General features: G+C 60.1%; 13 protein-coding genes. 5 read left to right on the top strand and 8 right to left on the bottom strand.

What is annotated here, in order from left to right; all coding sequences use genetic code 11:
* Positions 1-33: 33 nt before the first annotated feature.
* Complete coding sequence (groL, locus tag AC07VO_RS17080) at positions 34-1680, top strand: chaperonin GroEL (RefSeq protein WP_018926587.1); 1647 nt, start codon at positions 34-36, stop codon at positions 1678-1680.
* Positions 1681-1855: 175 nt separating this feature from the next.
* On the opposite strand, the gene AC07VO_RS17075 is transcribed toward groL, so the two are convergent.
* Both AC07VO_RS17075 and AC07VO_RS17070 read right to left on the bottom strand, forming a co-directional pair.
* Positions 1856-2599 (bottom strand): phosphatase PAP2 family protein, encoded by a 744-nt coding sequence (locus AC07VO_RS17075; protein WP_064616318.1) that lies wholly within the window; start codon positions 2597-2599, stop codon positions 1856-1858.
* Between the two features lie 53 nt (positions 2600-2652).
* Positions 2653-4602 carry an LTA synthase family protein gene (locus AC07VO_RS17070; protein WP_495007642.1) on the bottom strand — a complete coding sequence of 650 codons (1950 nt, stop codon included), beginning with the start codon at positions 4600-4602 and terminating at the stop codon, positions 2653-2655.
* A gap of 201 nt (positions 4603-4803) precedes the next feature.
* Between AC07VO_RS17070 and colR the strand changes: the two genes are divergently transcribed.
* The 4 genes from colR to AC07VO_RS17050 all read left to right on the top strand — a co-directional run bounded on the left by colR (position 4804) and on the right by AC07VO_RS17050 (position 7936).
* Entirely contained in the window at positions 4804-5487 is a 684-nt protein-coding gene (gene colR / locus AC07VO_RS17065; RefSeq protein WP_007938890.1) for a two-component system response regulator ColR, read from the top strand.
* Entirely contained in the window at positions 5477-6757 is a 1281-nt protein-coding gene (locus AC07VO_RS17060; protein WP_064616320.1) for a sensor histidine kinase, read from the top strand. The genes colR and AC07VO_RS17060 overlap by 11 nt, the downstream gene beginning before the upstream one ends.
* A 141-nt stretch (positions 6758-6898) precedes the next feature.
* The gene (locus AC07VO_RS17055; protein ID WP_064616321.1) at positions 6899-7567 is read left to right on the top strand and encodes a class I SAM-dependent methyltransferase; all 669 of its coding nucleotides are present in this window, start codon (positions 6899-6901) and stop codon (positions 7565-7567) included.
* A gap of 141 nt (positions 7568-7708) precedes the next feature.
* Positions 7709-7936, top strand: a complete 228-nt coding sequence (locus tag AC07VO_RS17050; protein ID WP_082920824.1) for a hypothetical protein — start codon at positions 7709-7711, stop codon at positions 7934-7936.
* Positions 7937-7993: 57 nt separating this feature from the next.
* Here the strand turns inward: AC07VO_RS17050 and AC07VO_RS17045 are convergent, their stop codons facing one another.
* The 6 genes from AC07VO_RS17045 to AC07VO_RS17020 all read right to left on the bottom strand — a co-directional run bounded on the left by AC07VO_RS17045 (position 7994) and on the right by AC07VO_RS17020 (position 17634).
* Positions 7994-11020: a multidrug efflux RND transporter permease subunit gene (locus AC07VO_RS17045; RefSeq protein WP_064616322.1), complete on the bottom strand. Its 3027-nt coding sequence runs from the start codon at positions 11018-11020 to the stop codon at positions 7994-7996.
* 13 nt (positions 11021-11033) lie between these two features.
* Positions 11034-12182: an efflux RND transporter periplasmic adaptor subunit gene (locus tag AC07VO_RS17040; RefSeq protein ID WP_086946095.1), complete on the bottom strand. Its 1149-nt coding sequence runs from the start codon at positions 12180-12182 to the stop codon at positions 11034-11036.
* Between the two features lie 214 nt (positions 12183-12396).
* Positions 12397-13494, bottom strand: coding sequence for a DUF1513 domain-containing protein (locus AC07VO_RS17035; protein WP_018926579.1), 1098 nt, complete (start codon positions 13492-13494; stop codon positions 12397-12399).
* Between the two features lie 14 nt (positions 13495-13508).
* Positions 13509-14573, bottom strand: coding sequence for an imelysin family protein (locus AC07VO_RS17030; RefSeq protein WP_019651380.1), 1065 nt, complete (start codon positions 14571-14573; stop codon positions 13509-13511).
* A 27-nt stretch (positions 14574-14600) separates the two neighbouring features.
* Positions 14601-16028, bottom strand: a complete 1428-nt coding sequence (locus tag AC07VO_RS17025; RefSeq protein ID WP_019651381.1) for a di-heme oxidoreductase family protein — start codon at positions 16026-16028, stop codon at positions 14601-14603.
* Between the two features lie 271 nt (positions 16029-16299).
* Positions 16300-17634 carry an imelysin family protein gene (locus tag AC07VO_RS17020; RefSeq protein WP_018926576.1) on the bottom strand — a complete coding sequence of 445 codons (1335 nt, stop codon included), beginning with the start codon at positions 17632-17634 and terminating at the stop codon, positions 16300-16302.
* Between the last annotated feature and the right edge of the window lie 14 nt (positions 17635-17648).

The following is a 17648-nucleotide window of genomic DNA, read 5'->3' as shown; positions in this document are numbered from 1 at the left end:
CCGCTACTACAAAGTATTTAAGGAATATCGATCATGGCTGCTAAAGAAGTTAAATTCGGCGACTCCGCCCGCAAGAAAATGCTCACCGGTGTCAACGTTCTGGCTGACGCAGTAAAAGCGACCCTGGGCCCGAAAGGCCGTAACGTGATCATCGAGAAGAGCTTCGGCGCTCCGACCATCACCAAGGACGGCGTTTCCGTAGCCAAAGAAATCGAACTCGAAGACCGCTTCGAAAACATGGGCGCGCAGCTGGTCAAAGACGTTGCCTCCCGTGCCAACGATGACGCAGGCGACGGTACCACCACCGCTACCGTTCTGGCTCAGTCGATCGTCAACGAAGGCCTGAAAGCCGTCGCTGCCGGCATGAACCCGATGGACCTGAAGCGCGGTATCGACAAAGCGACCATCGCGATCGTCAAGGAACTGAAAGCCCTGTCCAAGCCTTGCGCTGACACCAAGGCAATCGCTCAGGTAGGTACCATCTCGGCCAACTCCGACAACTCCATCGGCGACATCATTGCCGAAGCCATGGAAAAAGTCGGTAAAGAAGGCGTGATCACCGTTGAAGAAGGCTCGGGCCTGGAAAACGAACTGTCGGTTGTTGAAGGCATGCAGTTCGACCGTGGCTACCTGTCCCCGTACTTCGTCAACAAGCCAGAGACCATGACTGCCGAGCTGGATGGTCCGCTGATCCTGCTGGTCGACAAAAAGATCTCGAACATCCGCGAAATGCTGCCAGTACTGGAAGCCGTTGCCAAAGCCGGCCGTCCACTGCTGATCGTGGCCGAAGACGTTGAAGGCGAAGCCCTGGCGACTCTGGTTGTGAACAACATGCGTGGCATCGTTAAAGTCGCAGCCGTCAAGGCTCCAGGCTTCGGCGACCGTCGCAAGGCCATGCTGCAGGACATCGCTGTTCTGACCGGCGGTACCGTGATCTCCGAAGAGATCGGTCTGAGCCTGGAAAGCACTACCCTGGAACACCTGGGTAATGCCAAGCGCGTGATCCTGTCCAAAGAAAACACCACCGTGATCGACGGCGCCGGCGTTGAGGCTGATATCCAGGCTCGCGTGACCCAGATCCGTCAACAAGTGGCCGACACTTCGTCCGACTACGACCGTGAAAAACTGCAAGAGCGCCTGGCCAAACTGTCCGGCGGCGTTGCAGTGATCAAGGTCGGCGCTGGTTCCGAAGTTGAAATGAAAGAGAAGAAAGCCCGCGTTGAAGACGCCCTGCACGCTACCCGTGCAGCCGTTGAAGAAGGCGTGGTACCTGGCGGCGGCGTGGCACTGATCCGTGCCCTGCAAGCCATCAGCGAACTGAAAGGCGACAACGCCGATCAGGACGTCGGTATCGCTGTTCTGCGTCGTGCGGTTGAAGCGCCACTGCGTCAGATCGTTGCCAACTCCGGCGACGAGCCAAGCGTGGTTGTCGACAAGGTCAAGCAAGGCGCGGGTAACTTCGGTTACAACGCTGCCACCAGCGAATACGGCGACATGATCGAAATGGGCATCCTGGACCCAACCAAGGTGACCCGTTCGGCTCTGCAAGCTGCATCCTCGATTGGCGGTCTGATCCTGACCACCGAGGCCGCTGTTGCCGAAGCACCGAAGAAAGACGGTGCAGCTGGCGGCGGTATGCCAGACATGGGCGGTATGGGTGGCATGGGCGGCATGATGTAAGCCAGCCTTACCCCTATAAAAAAGCCCCGCCTGCGTCGAGCAGGCGGGGCTTTTTATTGCCTTCATTTTGGTAGGTCCGCAGATCGCGTCGCGGCCATCCATCGCGGGCAAGCCACGATCCCACAGTGGATTGCGTAAACCTGTGGGAGCAGGGCTTGCTCGCAATGGCGTCGGTTCAGGCGCTGACCGGTTTTGCCTCGTTCGCCTGTTCAGTCTTGGAGGCCGGCCGGTACAGGATGTTGTAGTACGCCCCCAGGCAAAACAGCCAGCAGAAAATCGCCGTCCACACGTTGTGCGAGAAGAAGTGCGCGCCCTGCATCATCCGGCCGATGGAAAACACCGAGCCCAACGTGAAAGCGAAGATAAACGCATAGCGTGCCAGCCGTGGGCGTCGGTCACGCAACACAAAGAACAACGCAAACAGGGTGAAACCGGTCGCCGCATGACCACCGGGCCAGCAGCGGCCTGGCTTGTCGGTATGCGGGCGAGGACTCAGCAGTTCGCTGTAGGTTTCGTGCCCGCCGAATTGTTCCAGGCTCCATGGGCATTGCACCGCCGTTGCCGCTTTGAGCGGAGTGACAAAGGAGGTTGACAGCGCCAGAGACAACACCAGGCAACCCATTTCACGTTTGAACGGTTTGAGCCTTTCAATGAAAAAGGAACTGACAAAGCCGAGGATAGAGAACACCGAAAAGGCAATGACCACTTGCTTGGCCCGGTCATGCAGGATGTTTTCCAGGAAATAACTGTGGCGCCCGATGAACGCACCGGCGACCGGATCATAGAACAGCTTGGCAAGGTCCATGTCCAGGGACGTCAACTCGAGCAGCATCAGGGTGATCGCCGCAATGGCGGGCACTCCCAGGCACAGCCAGAAATTGAGCGGGCGGGAGACGGGACGGACAGCGGTTGATGACATGGTGGATCCTGATGAATGGAAAAACCCCGGGGCATCAGCCCGGGGCCATTCGATTAACGTTCGCTGACTTGGCGGCTGCCCTCCGTGGGCGCTTTCCAGCCGAGCAGCTGTTGCTTGAAGCCATGACTGGCAGTTTGGTAGTAAGTGATTGCGCGGGTGATCAACGGATCACCTGTGGTTGCCTGTGATTCGCGACTGTCGGTCAGTGCATCGTCGTGGCGACGCAGACCCTCACGCGGGCTCAGGATCGCTAAATCCTTGCCATCGAACAAGCCCAGATGTTGATAGTTGCCCACCACCACTCGCGGCGGCAGTGGATTGTCCTGCAACAGGTTGCGACCGAAGAACGTCGACTGGTAATCCAGGTTCAGCAGCCCGAGCAACGTTGGCGCAAGGTCGATCTGACTGGCCAGCTGTGCGGTTTCCCGAGCGTCGATCAGCTTCGGTGCATAGATGAACAGCGGAATCTGATAGTTGCTGATCGGCAAGTCTTCTTTGCCGGCGCTGCCAGCCGTGTGGTCGGCAACGAAGACGAAGATTGTATTATCGAACCAGGGTTTTTTGCGCGCCTGATCGAGGAACTGACCAATGGCGAAGTCGGTGTACTTCACCGCACCGTCGCGTCCGTTACCGGATTTGATATCGATACGGTTATCCGGGTAGGTGTAGGGGCGATGGTTGGAGGTGGTCATCAGTTGCAGTAGAAACGGCTGTTGCCTGGCGTAGTCGGCATCGGCCAGTTTCAGGGTCTGGTTATAGAGGTCTTCGTCAGCCATTCCCCAGGCGTTCTTGAAGTGAATCTCTGATTCATCGACGCTGCTCTGGTCGACGACGCGATAGCCGTTGCCGCTGAAGAACGCGTTCATGTTGTCGAAGTAACCGCGCCCGCCATACACGAATACGCTGTCGTAACCCACGGCGCCAAGTTGCTGGCCGAGGCTGGCGAAACCGCTTTCACGACCCACGCGCTTGACGATCGAGCGCCCCGGCGTCGGTGGAATGGCCAGGGTGATGGCCTCCAGGCCGCGATCGGTGCGGGTGCCGGTGGCGTAGAAATTATTGAAGTACAGGCTTTGTTTGCGCAAGGCATCGAGGTTTGGTGTCAGGTTGCGATCGTCGCCATTGCTGCCCATGTACTTGGCACTGAAGCTTTCGATGGTGACCAGCACGATGTTGGGTTTTCGTTCGGTGCCGGGATTATCGATCATCCGGCGGATGTCCTGCGGATCTTCGCCGATGAAGCGAGCGTTGGGCTCGGTCAGTTCAGCGCGAATCTGTTGCGCGACGACGGAGGTCGGCAGGGTGCTGTAGAACTGCGGGTAATCCAGTTCGTTATTGCGAAAGGCGGCGAAGAACTGGTACGGGCCATTACTCGCCAGCTCGTTCTGATAGGCATTACCGCCCTGAGCGCGCGGCGCATCCTGGCTGAGCAGTTGCGCGCTCAGGCCCGCGACGATCAGCAGGCCGAGTGCATTCAGCAGACGCCCGCGCATGGCAGGCAATGGTGCGTCCAGCGCAGCGTTGAAGGATTTGCGCAGCGCAAGGCTCAGGACCACGGCCAGCACCGCGAGCAGGCTCAGCAGCTTGCCGATCGGGTACGACTCCAACAGGTTATTCAGCACTTCGTCGGAGTAGACCAGGTAATCGACGGCGATAAAGTTGAAACGCACACCGAACTCATCCCAGAACAGCCATTCGGCCACCGACGTGAACAGCATGGCAAACAGGCTGACGGTCAGCAGGCCCTGAAGGAACCAGCGATGGCCACGGCGGCGCCACAAGGCCGGCGGGCATAGCAGCAGATAGAGGCCCATGGGCAGCGCCGCGTAGGCAATGAAACCCAGGTCATAAAGCAGGCCGATGCCAAACACGGACAGGAGCCCGCTGCCTGCCTCATCCAGGTGAGTGAGGAGGAGAACGCTTCGGGTCAGGAGAAAAATGACCAGCCAGGAACCGGTTACCAGTAGCAGAAAGCGCATTGGCGCCGTCTTCAAACAATCCATTATCTACATTCCCTATATCAATCGCGCGAAAGTTTCTCTTGAACGCTGTAGTCGGGTTGTGAACCGACAGTGAAAAACTTGTTAGCACCATTATTTGGTTGAGCGCATCGATTCTACGACCGGCCGCCCTAGCCCTGAGTCACACTAGGCCTTAAGCTGCGCGGGCCAAGACGGCCGTTACTGTATACGGAGGAGGTGCCGATGCGAATTCTATTGGTTGAAGACAACCGCGATATCCTGGCCAACCTGGCCGATTATCTGGGGCTCAAAGGTTACACCGTGGATTGCGCGCAGGACGGTTTATCTGGCTTGCACCTGGCGGCCACCGAGCATTACGACTTGATCGTACTCGATATCATGCTGCCCGGTATCGATGGCTACACCCTGTGCAAACGCCTGCGCGAAGACGCCCGCCGTGATACGCCGGTGATCATGCTCACTGCGCGCGATCAACTGGACGACCGTCTGCAAGGCTTCAAATCCGGCGCCGACGATTACTTGATCAAACCCTTTGCCCTGTCAGAACTGGCGGCGCGCATCGAGGCGGTCATGCGCCGTGCCCAGGGTGGCGGTCGCCGTGCCTTGCAGGTCGGCGATCTGAGCTACGACCTCGATACCCTGGAGGTGACGCGCGAAGGCCGTCTGCTGAAACTCAACCCGGTGGGCCTGAAGTTGCTGGCGGTGTTGATGCAGAAAAGCCCGCACGTGCTGCGCCGGGAAATTCTCGAAGAGGCCCTGTGGGGTGACGACTGCCCGGACAGCGACAGCCTGCGCAGCCACGTCCATCAATTGCGCCAGGTGATCGACAAGCCGTTCGCCAAACCCCTGCTGCACACGGTGCACGGCGTCGGTTATCGCTTGGCCGAGGGCCGTGATGGAGTTTAAGCAGAGCCTTTCGCAACGGATCATCATCGCCTTTGCGTTGATGAGCGCATTGGTCGCGGGAGCCTTCGCGATAGGCATCATCGCGACCGTGCACCTGGTGGAGGAGAAACTGATTTCGTCAGGTCTGGGTGGCGATTTGCAACGCCTGTTGCTGATGGACAGCGTGACGGACTGGAGCCACCGCCCCGAGCCGGACCAGTTGTTCTATTTCAGCGGCGGGCCGGGCGATTTTGAGTTACCCAAGGATTTGCGGCACCTGGACTCGGGTTTTCATGAAGTCTTTCGCGACCATCTGTCGTATCACGCCATGGTCGAAATCGTCGACGGACGGCGCTACGTGCTGTTGCAGGACCAGAGCGATTTCGAAGAGCGTGAACGGGTGCTGTTTGCCGTAGTGCTGGTGGGGTTCGTACTGAGCCTGGCGCTGGCGGTATTTCTGGGCTGGGTGCTGGCGCGCAAGGTGATGGCGCCGGTGGTGCGACTGGCCCGCCAGGTGCGCCATCGCGATCAGCTGTTGGGCCTGGCACCGCCACTGGCGCCGGATTATGCCGCCGATGAAGTGGGCGAGCTGGCCGTGGCCTTCGACGCCACCCTCGGGCGCTTGCGTCAGGCGTTGACCCGTGAGCGATTGTTCACCAGTGACGTCAGCCACGAACTGCGCACGCCATTGATGGTGTTGGCCAGTTCCTGTGAATTGTTGCTGGAAAACCCCGGCATCGATCAGCGCGGGCGTGCCCAGGTCGAGCGGATCGCCCGGGCTTGCGCAGAGATGCGCGAGTTGGTGCAGACCTTCCTCATGCTGGCCCGCGCTCAGCATGAAGACGCCAGCATGGGCCCCCAGCAGAGCCTCAGTCAGGTGGCCGACGGGTTGCTTTGCCAATGGCGCGAACCGATCGAAGCCAAGGGTCTGACGTTGAACGTCGAGTTGGGCAACCCGCCGGACACTCGCTATAACGCGACGCTTCTGCACGCGGTGATGGGCAACCTGTTGCGTAATGCGCTGCATTACACCGAGCATGGGTTTATCCGCTTGGCCCTGACGGATACGGGGTTCGTGGTCGAGGACAGTGGTGTGGGCATTCCGGAAGAAAAACGCGAGGCGATGTTCGAGCCTTTCGTACGCGGCAGCGAAAAGCGTGGCGAGGGCTTGGGGCTGGGGCTGTCGCTGGTGCAACGGATCTGCGAGAACCAGGGCTGGAGTGTCAGCCTGACGAACATGGAGCCCAACGGTTGTCGCTTCCAGGTGGAGTTGAGTCAGAAAAAGCGGTGAATGGGTTGAAAAATAAATCGGCTCCGTAAAACCCTGAAATGATTCCGAGGTTACCTGACGAAATTTTCACCAACGCATGACCTGACGCTGACACCCCGCAACTTAAGGTGGTTGTCATCAGAAGCTCAGGAGATTGCAGTCATGGCTGGCCCGATAAAGCTCGGCTTCTCCGAAAAATACGACGATCAACCCGCACAGAAAAATGTGCGCAAGCACCAGGTGGGGCTCGGTCGCCGGCTGTCCCAATGGCGTGATGAACACCTGGCGCGAAAGGCCCTGGCGTTGGCCGGTGAACCTGGCCTGGTCCTCGATTTGCCCTGCGGTGCCGGGCGTTTCTGGCCGTTGCTCGCGGAAAAGCACAACCGTGTCATCATCGGGGCCGACAACTCGGTGTCCATGCTCAAGACTGCCATGCGCACTCAACCCGCCGACGTGGTCAAAAGGGTACAACCCTTGCACACGTCTGCATTCGACATTGCCTTGCCCGATAACGCGGTCGACAGCATTTTCTGCATGCGTCTGCTCCATCACATCGGTGAAGCCGAGCAACGACTGACCATCCTGCGTGAATTCGAGCGTGTCACCCGCGACAGCGTGATTGTTTCGTTGTGGGTAGACGGCAATTTCAAGGCCTGGAAACGCAAGCGCGCCGAGAGGATGCGTGGGCAGGAAGGTTACCAGACTCGATTTGTGTTACCGGCTGCCACGATTGAAAAGGAGTTTGAGCAGGCGGGTTTCCATATTCAGGGGCAAATGGATTTTTTACCGCTCTATGCCATGTGGCGGGTCTATGTATTACGCAAGAGGTAACAGAATGACAGTGCACTATGCAGCTGCGCCCCATGACCTGAAGCAAAGGCGTCGCCACTCGTCGTTCAGCGATACAGACGGGGAAAAACTCGTCTACTTTTATAACAAGGCGTTTGGCAGCGCTATCAAAGGCTTATTGCAATGAAACTCGAAATTGCACGAGGTTTGTTTTTAGCCGGAGCCTTGGCAGTTGCTTCTTTGGCGGTGGCTGCCTGGGAGCAGCCCCGCACGCAAGTCCTCAGTTCCGTGCACGGCGACGCACGTTGTCCGTTGCCCCGGGTAGCCAAAGCACCCGTGGCCACTCAACCCGATCATGACTTGTTACTGTTCATGTTCGGACTTTCTCAGGGACTGAGGCCACAGAGTTGAACAGATTGAAGCCCAAATAAAAGGCCTCGCAGTTGCGAGGCCTTTTGCTTTTTGACGTTAAGGTTTATCGGGTTTGGCCAGCAATGTGTAAATGCATGGCAGCACGAACAAGGTGAACAGCGTCCCGATCGACATCCCCGTTGCGATCACCGTGCCGATGTCGAACCGGCTGACGGCTCCCGCGCCCGTGGCGATGATCAACGGCACCATGCCGAACACCATTGCCGCCGTGGTCATCAATACCGGGCGCAGACGAATGGCCGCCGCTTCCTCCACCGCTTCGCGAGGTGTCAGGCCTTTCTCCTTGCGTAACTGGTTGGCGAACTCGACGATCAGGATCCCGTGCTTGCTGATCAGTCCGATCAACGTCACCAGCCCCACCTGGGTATAGATGTTCATGCTCGACCAGCCGAGGAACAACGGGATCAATGCGCCACAGATCGACAGCGGCACAGTCACCAGAATCACCAGCGGATCGCGGAAGCTTTCGAACTGGGCCGCCAGCACCAGGAAGATGATCGCCAAGGCCAGGGCGAAGGTGACCCACAGCGCGCTGCCTTCCTGAACGTATTGCCGTGAGACACCGGCATAGTCGATGGCGTAACCCGTGGGAGCCTCTTCCCGGGCGATCTGGCGCACGGTGTCGATGGCTTCACCCATGCTGACCAGCGGGACCCCGGAAAGAATCGCCGAGTTGAGTTGCTGGAACTGGTTCAACTGACGCGGCCGCGCGCGGTCGGTCACGGTGATCAGGGTCGACAGGGGCAGCAGTTCGCCCTTGGTGTTCCTGACGTAATAATGGTTCAGCCAGTCAGGGTTATCGCGGTAGGGCCGTTCCACCTGAGCGATGACCTTGTAGCTGCGACCTTCGATGGTGAACCGGTTGATCTCCGCCTCGCCCAGCATCGTCGCAAGAGTACCGCCCAGGTCCTGCATGGACACACCCATCTGCGCAGCCTTGGCGCGATCGATATCCACTACCACTTCGGGCTTGTCGAAGGCCAGGTCGACGTCGACAAAAGCAAACTTGCCGGATTCCATCGCTCTTTTTTTCACTCGGTCCATCACCTGCAACAGCGCCTCGTAGCTGTTAGCCGAGTTGATCACGAATTGAAACGGCAAGCCCTCGCCGGTGCCTGGCAGGGACGGCAGGTTGAAGCCGAATATTTGCAGCCCGGGAATGCTTTCCAGTTTGCTCTGGACCAGCGGCAGGATCTGCATCTGGGTCCGGTGGCGTTCATTCCAGGGTTTGAGCAGGAAGCCGCCGATCCCCGATTGCACGCCGTTGAAGCCGTTGATCTGGAACGAAGAGTAGTACTCGGGAAACTCCTTGAAAATGGCGACGAACTCGTCGGTGTAGGCGTTCATGTAGTCGAGGTTGGCTGGTTGCGGGGCGTTGGCCATCATGAAGATCACGCCCTGGTCTTCGTCCGGCGCCAGTTCCGACTTGGTGAACTTGAGCAGTATCGGGATCAGGCACAGCACGATCACCGCGAACACCAGCACTACCGGCCGGGTGTTGAGAGTGCCGTGAAGCACGCGCTGGTAGCGGCGTTTGAGGCCTTCGAAGATCACGTCCAGGCGATGGGCCAGGCCGCTGGGGTTTTCATCGTGGCGCAGCAGCATGGCGCACATCATCGGCGACAGCGTCAGGGCGACGACACCGGAAATCACCACCGCCCCGGCCAGGGTCAGGGCAAACTCCTTGAACAACGCCCCCGTCAGGCCGGTCAGGAAGCCGATCGGCGCATAGACCGCCGCCAGGGTGATGGTCATCGACACCACCGGCATGGCGATCTCCCGTGCGCCCTCGATGGCCGCATCCAACGGTGTCTTGCCTTCTTCGATGTGCCGGTGGATGTTTTCCACCACCACGATGGCGTCGTCCACCACCAGCCCGATGGCCAAGACCATCGCCAGCAAGGTCAGCAGGTTGATCGAGTAGCCCATCATCTGCATGAAGAACATCACGCCGATCATCGACAGCGGAATGGTCACCACCGGGATCACCACCGAACGCAGGGCGCCGAGGAACAGGAACACCACCACAATCACGATCAGCACCGCTTCGAACAGGGTTTTCAACACCTCGTCGATGGAGGCCTGGATGAACAGCGTGGCGTCGTAGGCGATTTCGCCCTTGAGGTTTGGCGGCAGCTGGGCTTCCAGGTCCGGCATGATCTTGCGCACTTCCTTGATCACGTCCAGCGGGTTGGCGCCGGGTGTGGCCTTGATGCCGATGTACACCGAAGGTGTGCCGCCGAAGGAGCTGATGGTGTTGTAGTTCTCCGCGCCCATCTCGACCCGCGCCACGTCTCGCAACAGCACACGACTGTCACCGTCGACCTTGAGCGGAATTGCGCCAAAGGCCTCGGCGGACTTGAGTTCGGTGTTGGCGTTGATGCTGGTGACCACGTACTCGCCTTTCACTTCGCCGGCGGCGGAGAGGAAGTTGTACTGGCGCACGGCGTTGGTCACATCGCTGGCGCTCAGGCCGAAACCGGCGAGCTTCACCGGGTCCAGCCACAGGCGCATGGCGAACACCTGGTTGCCGAGAATCTCGGCTTCGGCCATGCCCGGCAGGGTCGCCAGTTTCGGCTGGATAACCCGGGACAGGTAGTCGGTGATCTGCGGGTTACTCAGCTCGTTGCTGAAGAAACTGATGTACATCAGCGCCGAGGCGCCGGTGGCTTCCTTGCTCAGCACCGGGTCTTCGGCGTCCTGGGGCAGCTGGTTCTTGACCTCGTTGGCCTTGGCCAGCAGTTCGGTGAACAGGCGGTCGGTGTTGGAACCGATGCGCGCGTAGATCGAGATCACCGAGAAGTTCTGGCGACTGACCGAGGTCATGTAGTCGATGCCCTCGGCGCTGGCCAGGCTATGCTGCATCGGTTGGGTGATATAACCCTGAATGGTCTCGGCGTTGGCTCCGGGATAAGCGGTGGTCACCGTGATCAGGGCGTTTTCCATTTGCGGGTATTGGCGCAGCGGCAACTTGCTCCAGGCCTGGAAGCCCAGCAGCACTATCAACAGGCTGACCACGGTGGCGAGCACCGGGCGGCGGATGAACGGATCGGTAAAAGCCATGGGGATTCCTTGATCAGTCAGCGCGTGGCTGACTGTTCTTCTCAGCCAGGGTCTTGTCGTCGCTGATGGCAACGTGCGCGCCGTGGTCCAGTTTGAGCTGACCAGCCGTGACCACTTTTTCGCCGTTCTGCACGCCTTTGGTGATCATGACCATCCCGTCGCGGCGCTCGCCGGTTTCGACGAAGCGTCGTTCGGCGATCAGAACCGGTTCGCCCTTGTCGTCTTTTTCGAGGCTGCCGTCTTCGGCCTTTTTCTGCGCGACGACATACAGCGAGTTGCCATAAAGGGTGTAGCTGATCGCGCTTTCCGGCACCACGATGTGCGGCTGCGGGTCGGGCAACAACACCTGCAGGCTGGCAAACATCCCCGGCAGGAGTTTGCCATCGGGGTTGGCCAGGGTCGCGCGCACCAGCACGTTGCGGGTGCTGCTTTCTACCTTCGGGTTGATGGCGCTGACGGTGCCGGGGAAAGTTTCCGTCGGGTAGGCCGAGACGATGACCTGTACCGATTGGCCGAGGGTGATCTTCGGCACGTCCTGCTCGGGTACAAAGAAGTCGACGTAGAGGCTGCTGAGGTCTTGCAGGGTGGCGATCATCGTGCCGCTGGCCACGTAGTCGCCGACGTCTACCCGACGAATACCGATGGTCCCGCTGAACGGTGCGAGGATTCGTTTTTTCTCCAGCGCCGCCTTGAGCTGATTGACCGTGGCCCGGCTCTTTTGCAATACCGCCGAGAGTCGGTCGAACTCACCTTTGGAAATAGCCTGGCTGCCTACCAGTTGGCTGCCGCGACCGTAATCCAGTTGCGCCAGTCCCAGGTCGGCCTGGGCGGTTGCCAGCAGGGCGGTTTCCACGGCGCTGTCGAGTTGCAGCAGCGGCTGACCGACCTTGACCTTCTGTCCTGACTCGAACTGAACTTCCTTGACGGTGCCGTCGACCTCCAGGCTCAGATCGACCCCTTGCAGCGCCGTAAGGGTGCCGACCGTTGGCAAACGGCTTTGCCACGGACGTTCGGTGGCGGTGGCCACGGCGACGCTGATCGGTGGTTTCGGTACAGAGAAGCCCTTCATCATCGTATAGATGGAGAAGGCTTTGTAACCGGCCAGGACCAGCACGATTAGCAGGACAACACCCAACATGATCAGCATGCGGCGACGCAGCATATTTCCATTTCCTTGGAGAAAATCAGGTGAGACAGGCGAAAACATTACTCCCACTGCGAAGGGGATTCCAACTGTAGCAGCTGGCGCAGCCTGCGTTCGGCTGCGAAGCAGTCGTAATCCAGACACCGCGGTTCGTCTGATACAACTCGGTGTCTGATTTCACGACTGCTGCGCAGCCGAACGCAGGCTGCGCCAGCTGCTACAGGTTGCGTGTTCAGATCAGGTGAAGGTGGTTGTCCCAGAGCCCCGCAGGCAATTCCAGAGGTTTTGCAACAAGGTTTGTCTGGCGGCAATCGTAGAACCGGCAACGGCCTTGCCCGGAGGTCACGACAAAACCATCGGCCACGGCCCCGACCCCGGCGCAATCGGGAAGCGGTGCATCCAGGCGTACTTCACCGCTGTCCAGGTCCCAGATAAAAAAGCGGTTGCCCCGCGGCGCGGTCAGGGCGACCAGGCGCAGTTCGCTGTGTACGGCAACGCTGGCGGTGTAATGCCCCATGGCCTGTAACTGATGCTCAGGCACCGGGAAGGCCACGAACGGTTGACCGGGACGCTTGATTGCCAGCAGCTCCGAAGACTCGTGAGCATCGCCCATGAACTGCTGACCGGCGACGATGGTGCCGTCACTGGCGATACCCAAGTGCCGCACGCTGTTCATCTGCTGGGCCAGTGTTTCCTTGCTCAGCAGCGTGCCGTCGCGTTGCATCAGCACAAGGCTCGGCTCCATGGCATTGAGGTTCATCTCGACCCGGCTTTCGGCCTCGGTGCGAATGCCGCCGTTGGCCACCACCAGCGTCTCGCCATCGGGCATCCACGACACCTGATGCGGGCCGACGCCGTGGGTGGAAATTTCGCCGCTGTGCACCAGTCGCTCACCTTCGAACTTATACACACCAAGCAGGCCACGGCCCGGATCGGAGGTGTCGTTCTCGGTGGCGTACAACCAGTCACCGCTCTGGTGAATCACCGCGTGACCGTAGAAGTGCCGGTTCGGCTGCGACACCACGGTTTGCAATAGCGTGCCGTCGCGCAGGTCGATCAGGTAGCTCTCGGTGCCCGGACGCCGAGCGACGAATAGCGCAATCGGCAGTGTCGGGTGGTTGATGATGTCATGGCAGCGCTGACCGACCTGGGTGGCAAACACCCGGGTGCCGTCCAGTCGATAACCGACGGCATAGTGCTTGCCGTCACCGTCGTCCCGCGCCGAGAGCAGCAGCGGGCTTTTGTCCTTTTGCTTGAACAGCGTCCAGCCGCCCAGTGTCACCGCACCCAGCAGCAAACTCCCTAACGTCAGAGCCTGGCGTCGCAGCATGGCACTTGCCCTCATCAGTCGCCGTCGTTGGCGTTGAAGCCCAGTTGGATGCCCAGCGCCTTGGCCAGTTCGCCTTCGTGCAAGCGGTGGACAACGTTGAGGCTGTCATAGATGTCGTTCAGCTGCTGGCGACCGGCATCGTCGGTGAGCATGTCGGTCAGCGAGCGCTGGTTGCCGGCAAGCAGTTTCAGGGACGCTGCGTAGGCCGCGTCGATCTTGTCGGCCAACGGTTTTTGCTCGTTCGGCAGCAGACCGCGCAGGCCTTTGTTGTCGACACCCACCCAGACGGTTTGCGCAGCGCTCAGGCTTGCTTCCATGCCTTTGAGCGACGATTGGCTGCGCCAGGCATCGGCCTGGAATGGCTGTGGCGTACCCTTGCTCTGACGGCCCATCGGCGTGCCGAGTTTTTTCTTCAGGGTGTCCAGTGCAGTCACTTGCACACGCAGCAGATCGGCGATCGCTTCGTGTGAGTCGGCGTAGCGCTGGTTGGGGAATTTGCTCATCTGCGCGAGCATGCCGTCGTTGGTGTTCCAGCGCGACAGGATCTCTTCGGCCAGTTGCTTCTGACGCTCGCCAATGGCGGTCAGCAGCGGGCAGTATTTGGCTTTCTGAGCGCTGTCGGCCATGTCGATCTTGCTGTCGAACAGGATGTATTCATAAGCCGAGAGGCCTTGCACCACGACGCTGGACTTGGCCAGGGCGGCAGCATCGATCTGCGGCTGCGCAGTGACCAGTTGCTCGACTTGACGGCCGACGAGGTTTTTCTTGTCCGGCCAGAACTGCACCTGCCACGAACGGTTGCCTTCGGCCAGCGGCCCGATCAGCAGCGGTTGCAACTCGGCCCAGGCTTTTTGCGCGTGCAGGAAGTCGGCGCGAGCGGTGTCCAGGGTTTCCTTGCCTTGGCAGAACGCCAGGGCGCTGACCGCCAATTGCCGGTCGGCTTCAACCCAACGACTGTAGCTCGGCAGGATCACTTGCTTGGCGATGGCCGCCGAGGTGACCGCTTGCGGATCCTGGGGCGAACAGGCGCCCAGGGCGAGGGCGGCAAGGCTGGTGAACAACAATTTGGGACGGAACATGTCGGGCTCCCGCTGAAGGAATACGTATTAAAGGGAATTCAAAAACGCCAGCAACGCCGCGCGCTGCTCGGCGTTGAAAGACAAAACCTGTTGCTGCGCCGCTTTTGCCTCGCCGCCATGCCAGAGCACGGCTTCGAGCAGGTTGCGGGCGCGGCCGTCGTGCAAAAACTGGGTGTGTCCGCTGACCGTCTGCGTCAGGCCGATGCCCCACAACGGCGGCGTACGCCAGTCGCGGCCACTGGCCTGGAACTCGGTGCGGTTGTCGGCCAGACCGTCGCCCATGTCGTGCAGCAGCAGATCGCTGTAAGGGCGAATCACTTGATTGGCCAATTCAGGTTCCGCGGCGTTGGCGGCGGTGGTGTATTGAGGGGTGTGACAGGACTGGCATCCGGCCTGGAAAAACAGATTCTTGCCGGCCAGCACCTCAGGTGCGCCAACATCGCGACGGGCCGGCACGGCGAGGTTACGGCTGTAGAACAGCACCAGACGCAAAATGTTGTCGCTGACTTCCGGCTCGCCATCGGGGCCATTGCCGTTGGGCGCCTGTTTACAAGCAGTTTGGGCGTCGGTGCAGTCATCAATGGGTTTCAGGCTGGTCGTGAGGCCCATATCACCAGAGAACGCATGAACATTCTGCTGATTGAGGTTCGGTTGCCCGGCTTTCCAGCCAAATCGTCCGAGAACAGTCTTCTGCTGCGCGTCGTCCCAGACCCGGTTCGGTCGTCCGGCGATGCCGTTTTTCTCCCGGGCCTGAGCCTCGGCGTTGGCCAGGATGGCCTCGTCGGGAATCGCTTCAAGCAAGCCCAGGCCAATCATCGGCGGTGCGATGCGCGCCGAGAAACGTGTGTCCGGGTGCATCGGGCCGTAGCCGAGTTGGGTCATCTGCAAGATTGGTTTACGCAACTCGATTTCGCTGCCGTCCTTGAAGCGTACCGGGACCGGCGTGTAATCGACACGCACCTTGCCTTCCGGGGCGACGCCGGGCACCGCCATGTCCTGGAACTGGCCGCCGTAGACCGGCTCCGGCACCACGCCCAGTTGTTCGATGACCTTGGCGTAGGCGGGGGCATTGGGAATCGACAGGCGTACCAGCATCGACACCGCATTCGGCGCATCGGGCGTTGGCGGATGACCGCGCCCGTCCTTGATGTGGCAGTTCTGGCAGGCGTTGGTATTGAACAACGGGCCGAGGCCATCGCGGGCGGTGGTGGTCGACGGCGCGATCACCCAGGGGCTGCGAAAGAAGCTATTACCGACGCTGAAGTCGACGCGTCGTGACGGCGCCAGATTGGCGGAGGGCAAGGAGAATGCGTTCTTATCGGTCTTGCGCACTGTTGCGCTGCCACCGGACCGGGCTTCACCAGGTTCGGCCTGGGTAAAACGCGGGGCGTCATCGCAGGCACTCAGGCCCAGGGCCAGCAACAGTGCAGACAAGCGAAGAGGCAGCGTGGGCATCGGACATCCTGCAAGACGAGCAAAACAAGGGCGCAAAGTCTAACAGGGCAGGGGAGTTTGAATAAGAGGAATTATCGTTTGGTTGATGTGAGGCAGGGTTTGATGTCAGACCGCGTCGCCCCCATCGCGGGCAAGCCACGCTCCCACAGGGTTTTGCGCTGACCCCGTGGGAGCGTGGCTTGCCCGCGATGAGGTCATCAGCATCACCCAAAAGACAGGCATGAAAAAGGCGACCCGAAGGTCGCCTTTGTATTCGCTCAGCCAGCGTTGATCAGAACTCGTGATCAGCGTTGTCCGGGTTCAGGTCGCTGATGCCCAGTTTGCCGGCGGCAGCTTCGATCGAACCGGTCTGCTTGACCAGAGAGGCAATGGCGTCGCGCACGATCTGATTGCCAGCGGTGTTGCCGGCAGCGATCAGTTGGTCGTAGTGCTCACCCTTGTTGGCGTGATCGACCATGATCTGGATCTTGGCTTCGGTCGCAGCCAGGTCGGCTTTCAGCGCGGCATCGGCAGCCGGGTCGGCCTTGGCCACCAGGGATGACAGGCTGGCGCCGGTCATTTTGGTGCCGTCGACACGGGTGTATTCGCCCAGGTACACGTTACGAATGCCTTTGGCATCGTAGAAGTGCGAGTTGTGGGTGTTGTCGCTGAAGCAATCCTGTTCGTCTTCCGGGGAGTTGGCTTCCAGGGAAACCTTCATGCGCTCGCCCGCCAGTTCGCCCAAGGACAGGCTGCCCATGCCGAACAGCATTTTGCGCAGACCGGATTCAGCCGGTTCCGCTTCCAGGGTGGCGCGGTAGTTGTCGGCCACGTTCGGCTTCCAGTTACCGACCATTTCTTCCAGGTCGTTGACCAGCAGTTGGGTCACGGATTTCAGGTAAGCGCGACGACGATCATTGTGACCGCCGGTAGCGCCTTTGCCTTCCAGGTAGTCGGAGGCTGGGCGGTTGCCGGCGCCAGGGCCGGTGCCGTTCAAGTCCTGGCCCCAGAGCAGGAATTCGATGGCGTGGTAGCCGGTGGCGACGTTGGCCTCGGAACCGCCCAGCTCGTTCAGGCTGGCGAGTTTTTCCGGGGTGATGTCTTTCACGTCGACCTTGTCTTCGCCAATCTGAATCTGGGTGTTGGCGATGATGTTGGCAGTAGCGCCCGGGTTACCCAGTGCGTGTTCGTAGGATTTGTCGACGTAGTCGATCAGGCCTTCGTCCAGTGGCCAGGAGTTCACCTGACCTTCCCAGTCGTCGATGATGGTGTTGCCGAAGCGGAACACTTCGCTCTGCAGGTAAGGCACGCGGGCCGCGACCCAGGCAGCCCGGGCGGCTTTGAGAGTGTCGGCGTCCGGCTTGGCGAGGAACGCGTCGACGGCGGTTTGCAGGGTTTTCGCGGTGGATTCGGCATCGCTGTAAACGGCAAAGACCATGTCGGCGTAATGCGCGACCACAGCCTTGGCGGCGGCTTCATCGACTTTAGCGGTGGTAGCAGGCGCAGCTGTGCTGGCGGCCGGGGTCGGCGCTTGTTGAGCGGCAGCCTTGTCTTTGCCTTCGCCGCAACCGGCGAGGGAAATAGCGATGGCCAGCAGACTGGCGGTGGCCAGAGGCATACGAATCATGGCGAACATCCTGC

The organism is Pseudomonas sp. GW821-FHT03E01, assembly GCF_059420765.1.
This window is presented reverse-complemented; position numbering and strand designations above follow the sequence as displayed.

Coding starts and splice junctions, on each gene's coding strand:
- AC07VO_RS17035 (WP_018926579.1), bottom strand. CDS start 13,494: ATGCTGCGACGCCAGGCTCTGACGTTAGGGAGTTTGCTGCTGGGTGCG.
- AC07VO_RS17040 (WP_086946095.1), bottom strand. CDS start 12,182: ATGCTGCGTCGCCGCATGCTGATCATGTTGGGTGTTGTCCTGCTAATC.
- AC07VO_RS17025 (WP_019651381.1), bottom strand. CDS start 16,028: ATGCCCACGCTGCCTCTTCGCTTGTCTGCACTGTTGCTGGCCCTGGGC.
- AC07VO_RS17045 (WP_064616322.1), bottom strand. CDS start 11,020: ATGGCTTTTACCGATCCGTTCATCCGCCGCCCGGTGCTCGCCACCGTG.
- AC07VO_RS17075 (WP_064616318.1), bottom strand. CDS start 2,599: ATGTCATCAACCGCTGTCCGTCCCGTCTCCCGCCCGCTCAATTTCTGG.
- AC07VO_RS17020 (WP_018926576.1), bottom strand. CDS start 17,634: ATGATTCGTATGCCTCTGGCCACCGCCAGTCTGCTGGCCATCGCTATT.
- AC07VO_RS17030 (WP_019651380.1), bottom strand. CDS start 14,573: ATGTTCCGTCCCAAATTGTTGTTCACCAGCCTTGCCGCCCTCGCCCTG.
- AC07VO_RS17060 (WP_064616320.1), top strand. CDS start 5,477: ATGGAGTTTAAGCAGAGCCTTTCGCAACGGATCATCATCGCCTTTGCG.
- groL (WP_018926587.1), top strand. CDS start 34: ATGGCTGCTAAAGAAGTTAAATTCGGCGACTCCGCCCGCAAGAAAATG.
- colR (WP_007938890.1), top strand. CDS start 4,804: ATGCGAATTCTATTGGTTGAAGACAACCGCGATATCCTGGCCAACCTG.
- AC07VO_RS17055 (WP_064616321.1), top strand. CDS start 6,899: ATGGCTGGCCCGATAAAGCTCGGCTTCTCCGAAAAATACGACGATCAA.
- AC07VO_RS17070 (WP_495007642.1), bottom strand. CDS start 4,602: ATGGATTGTTTGAAGACGGCGCCAATGCGCTTTCTGCTACTGGTAACC.
- AC07VO_RS17050 (WP_082920824.1), top strand. CDS start 7,709: ATGAAACTCGAAATTGCACGAGGTTTGTTTTTAGCCGGAGCCTTGGCA.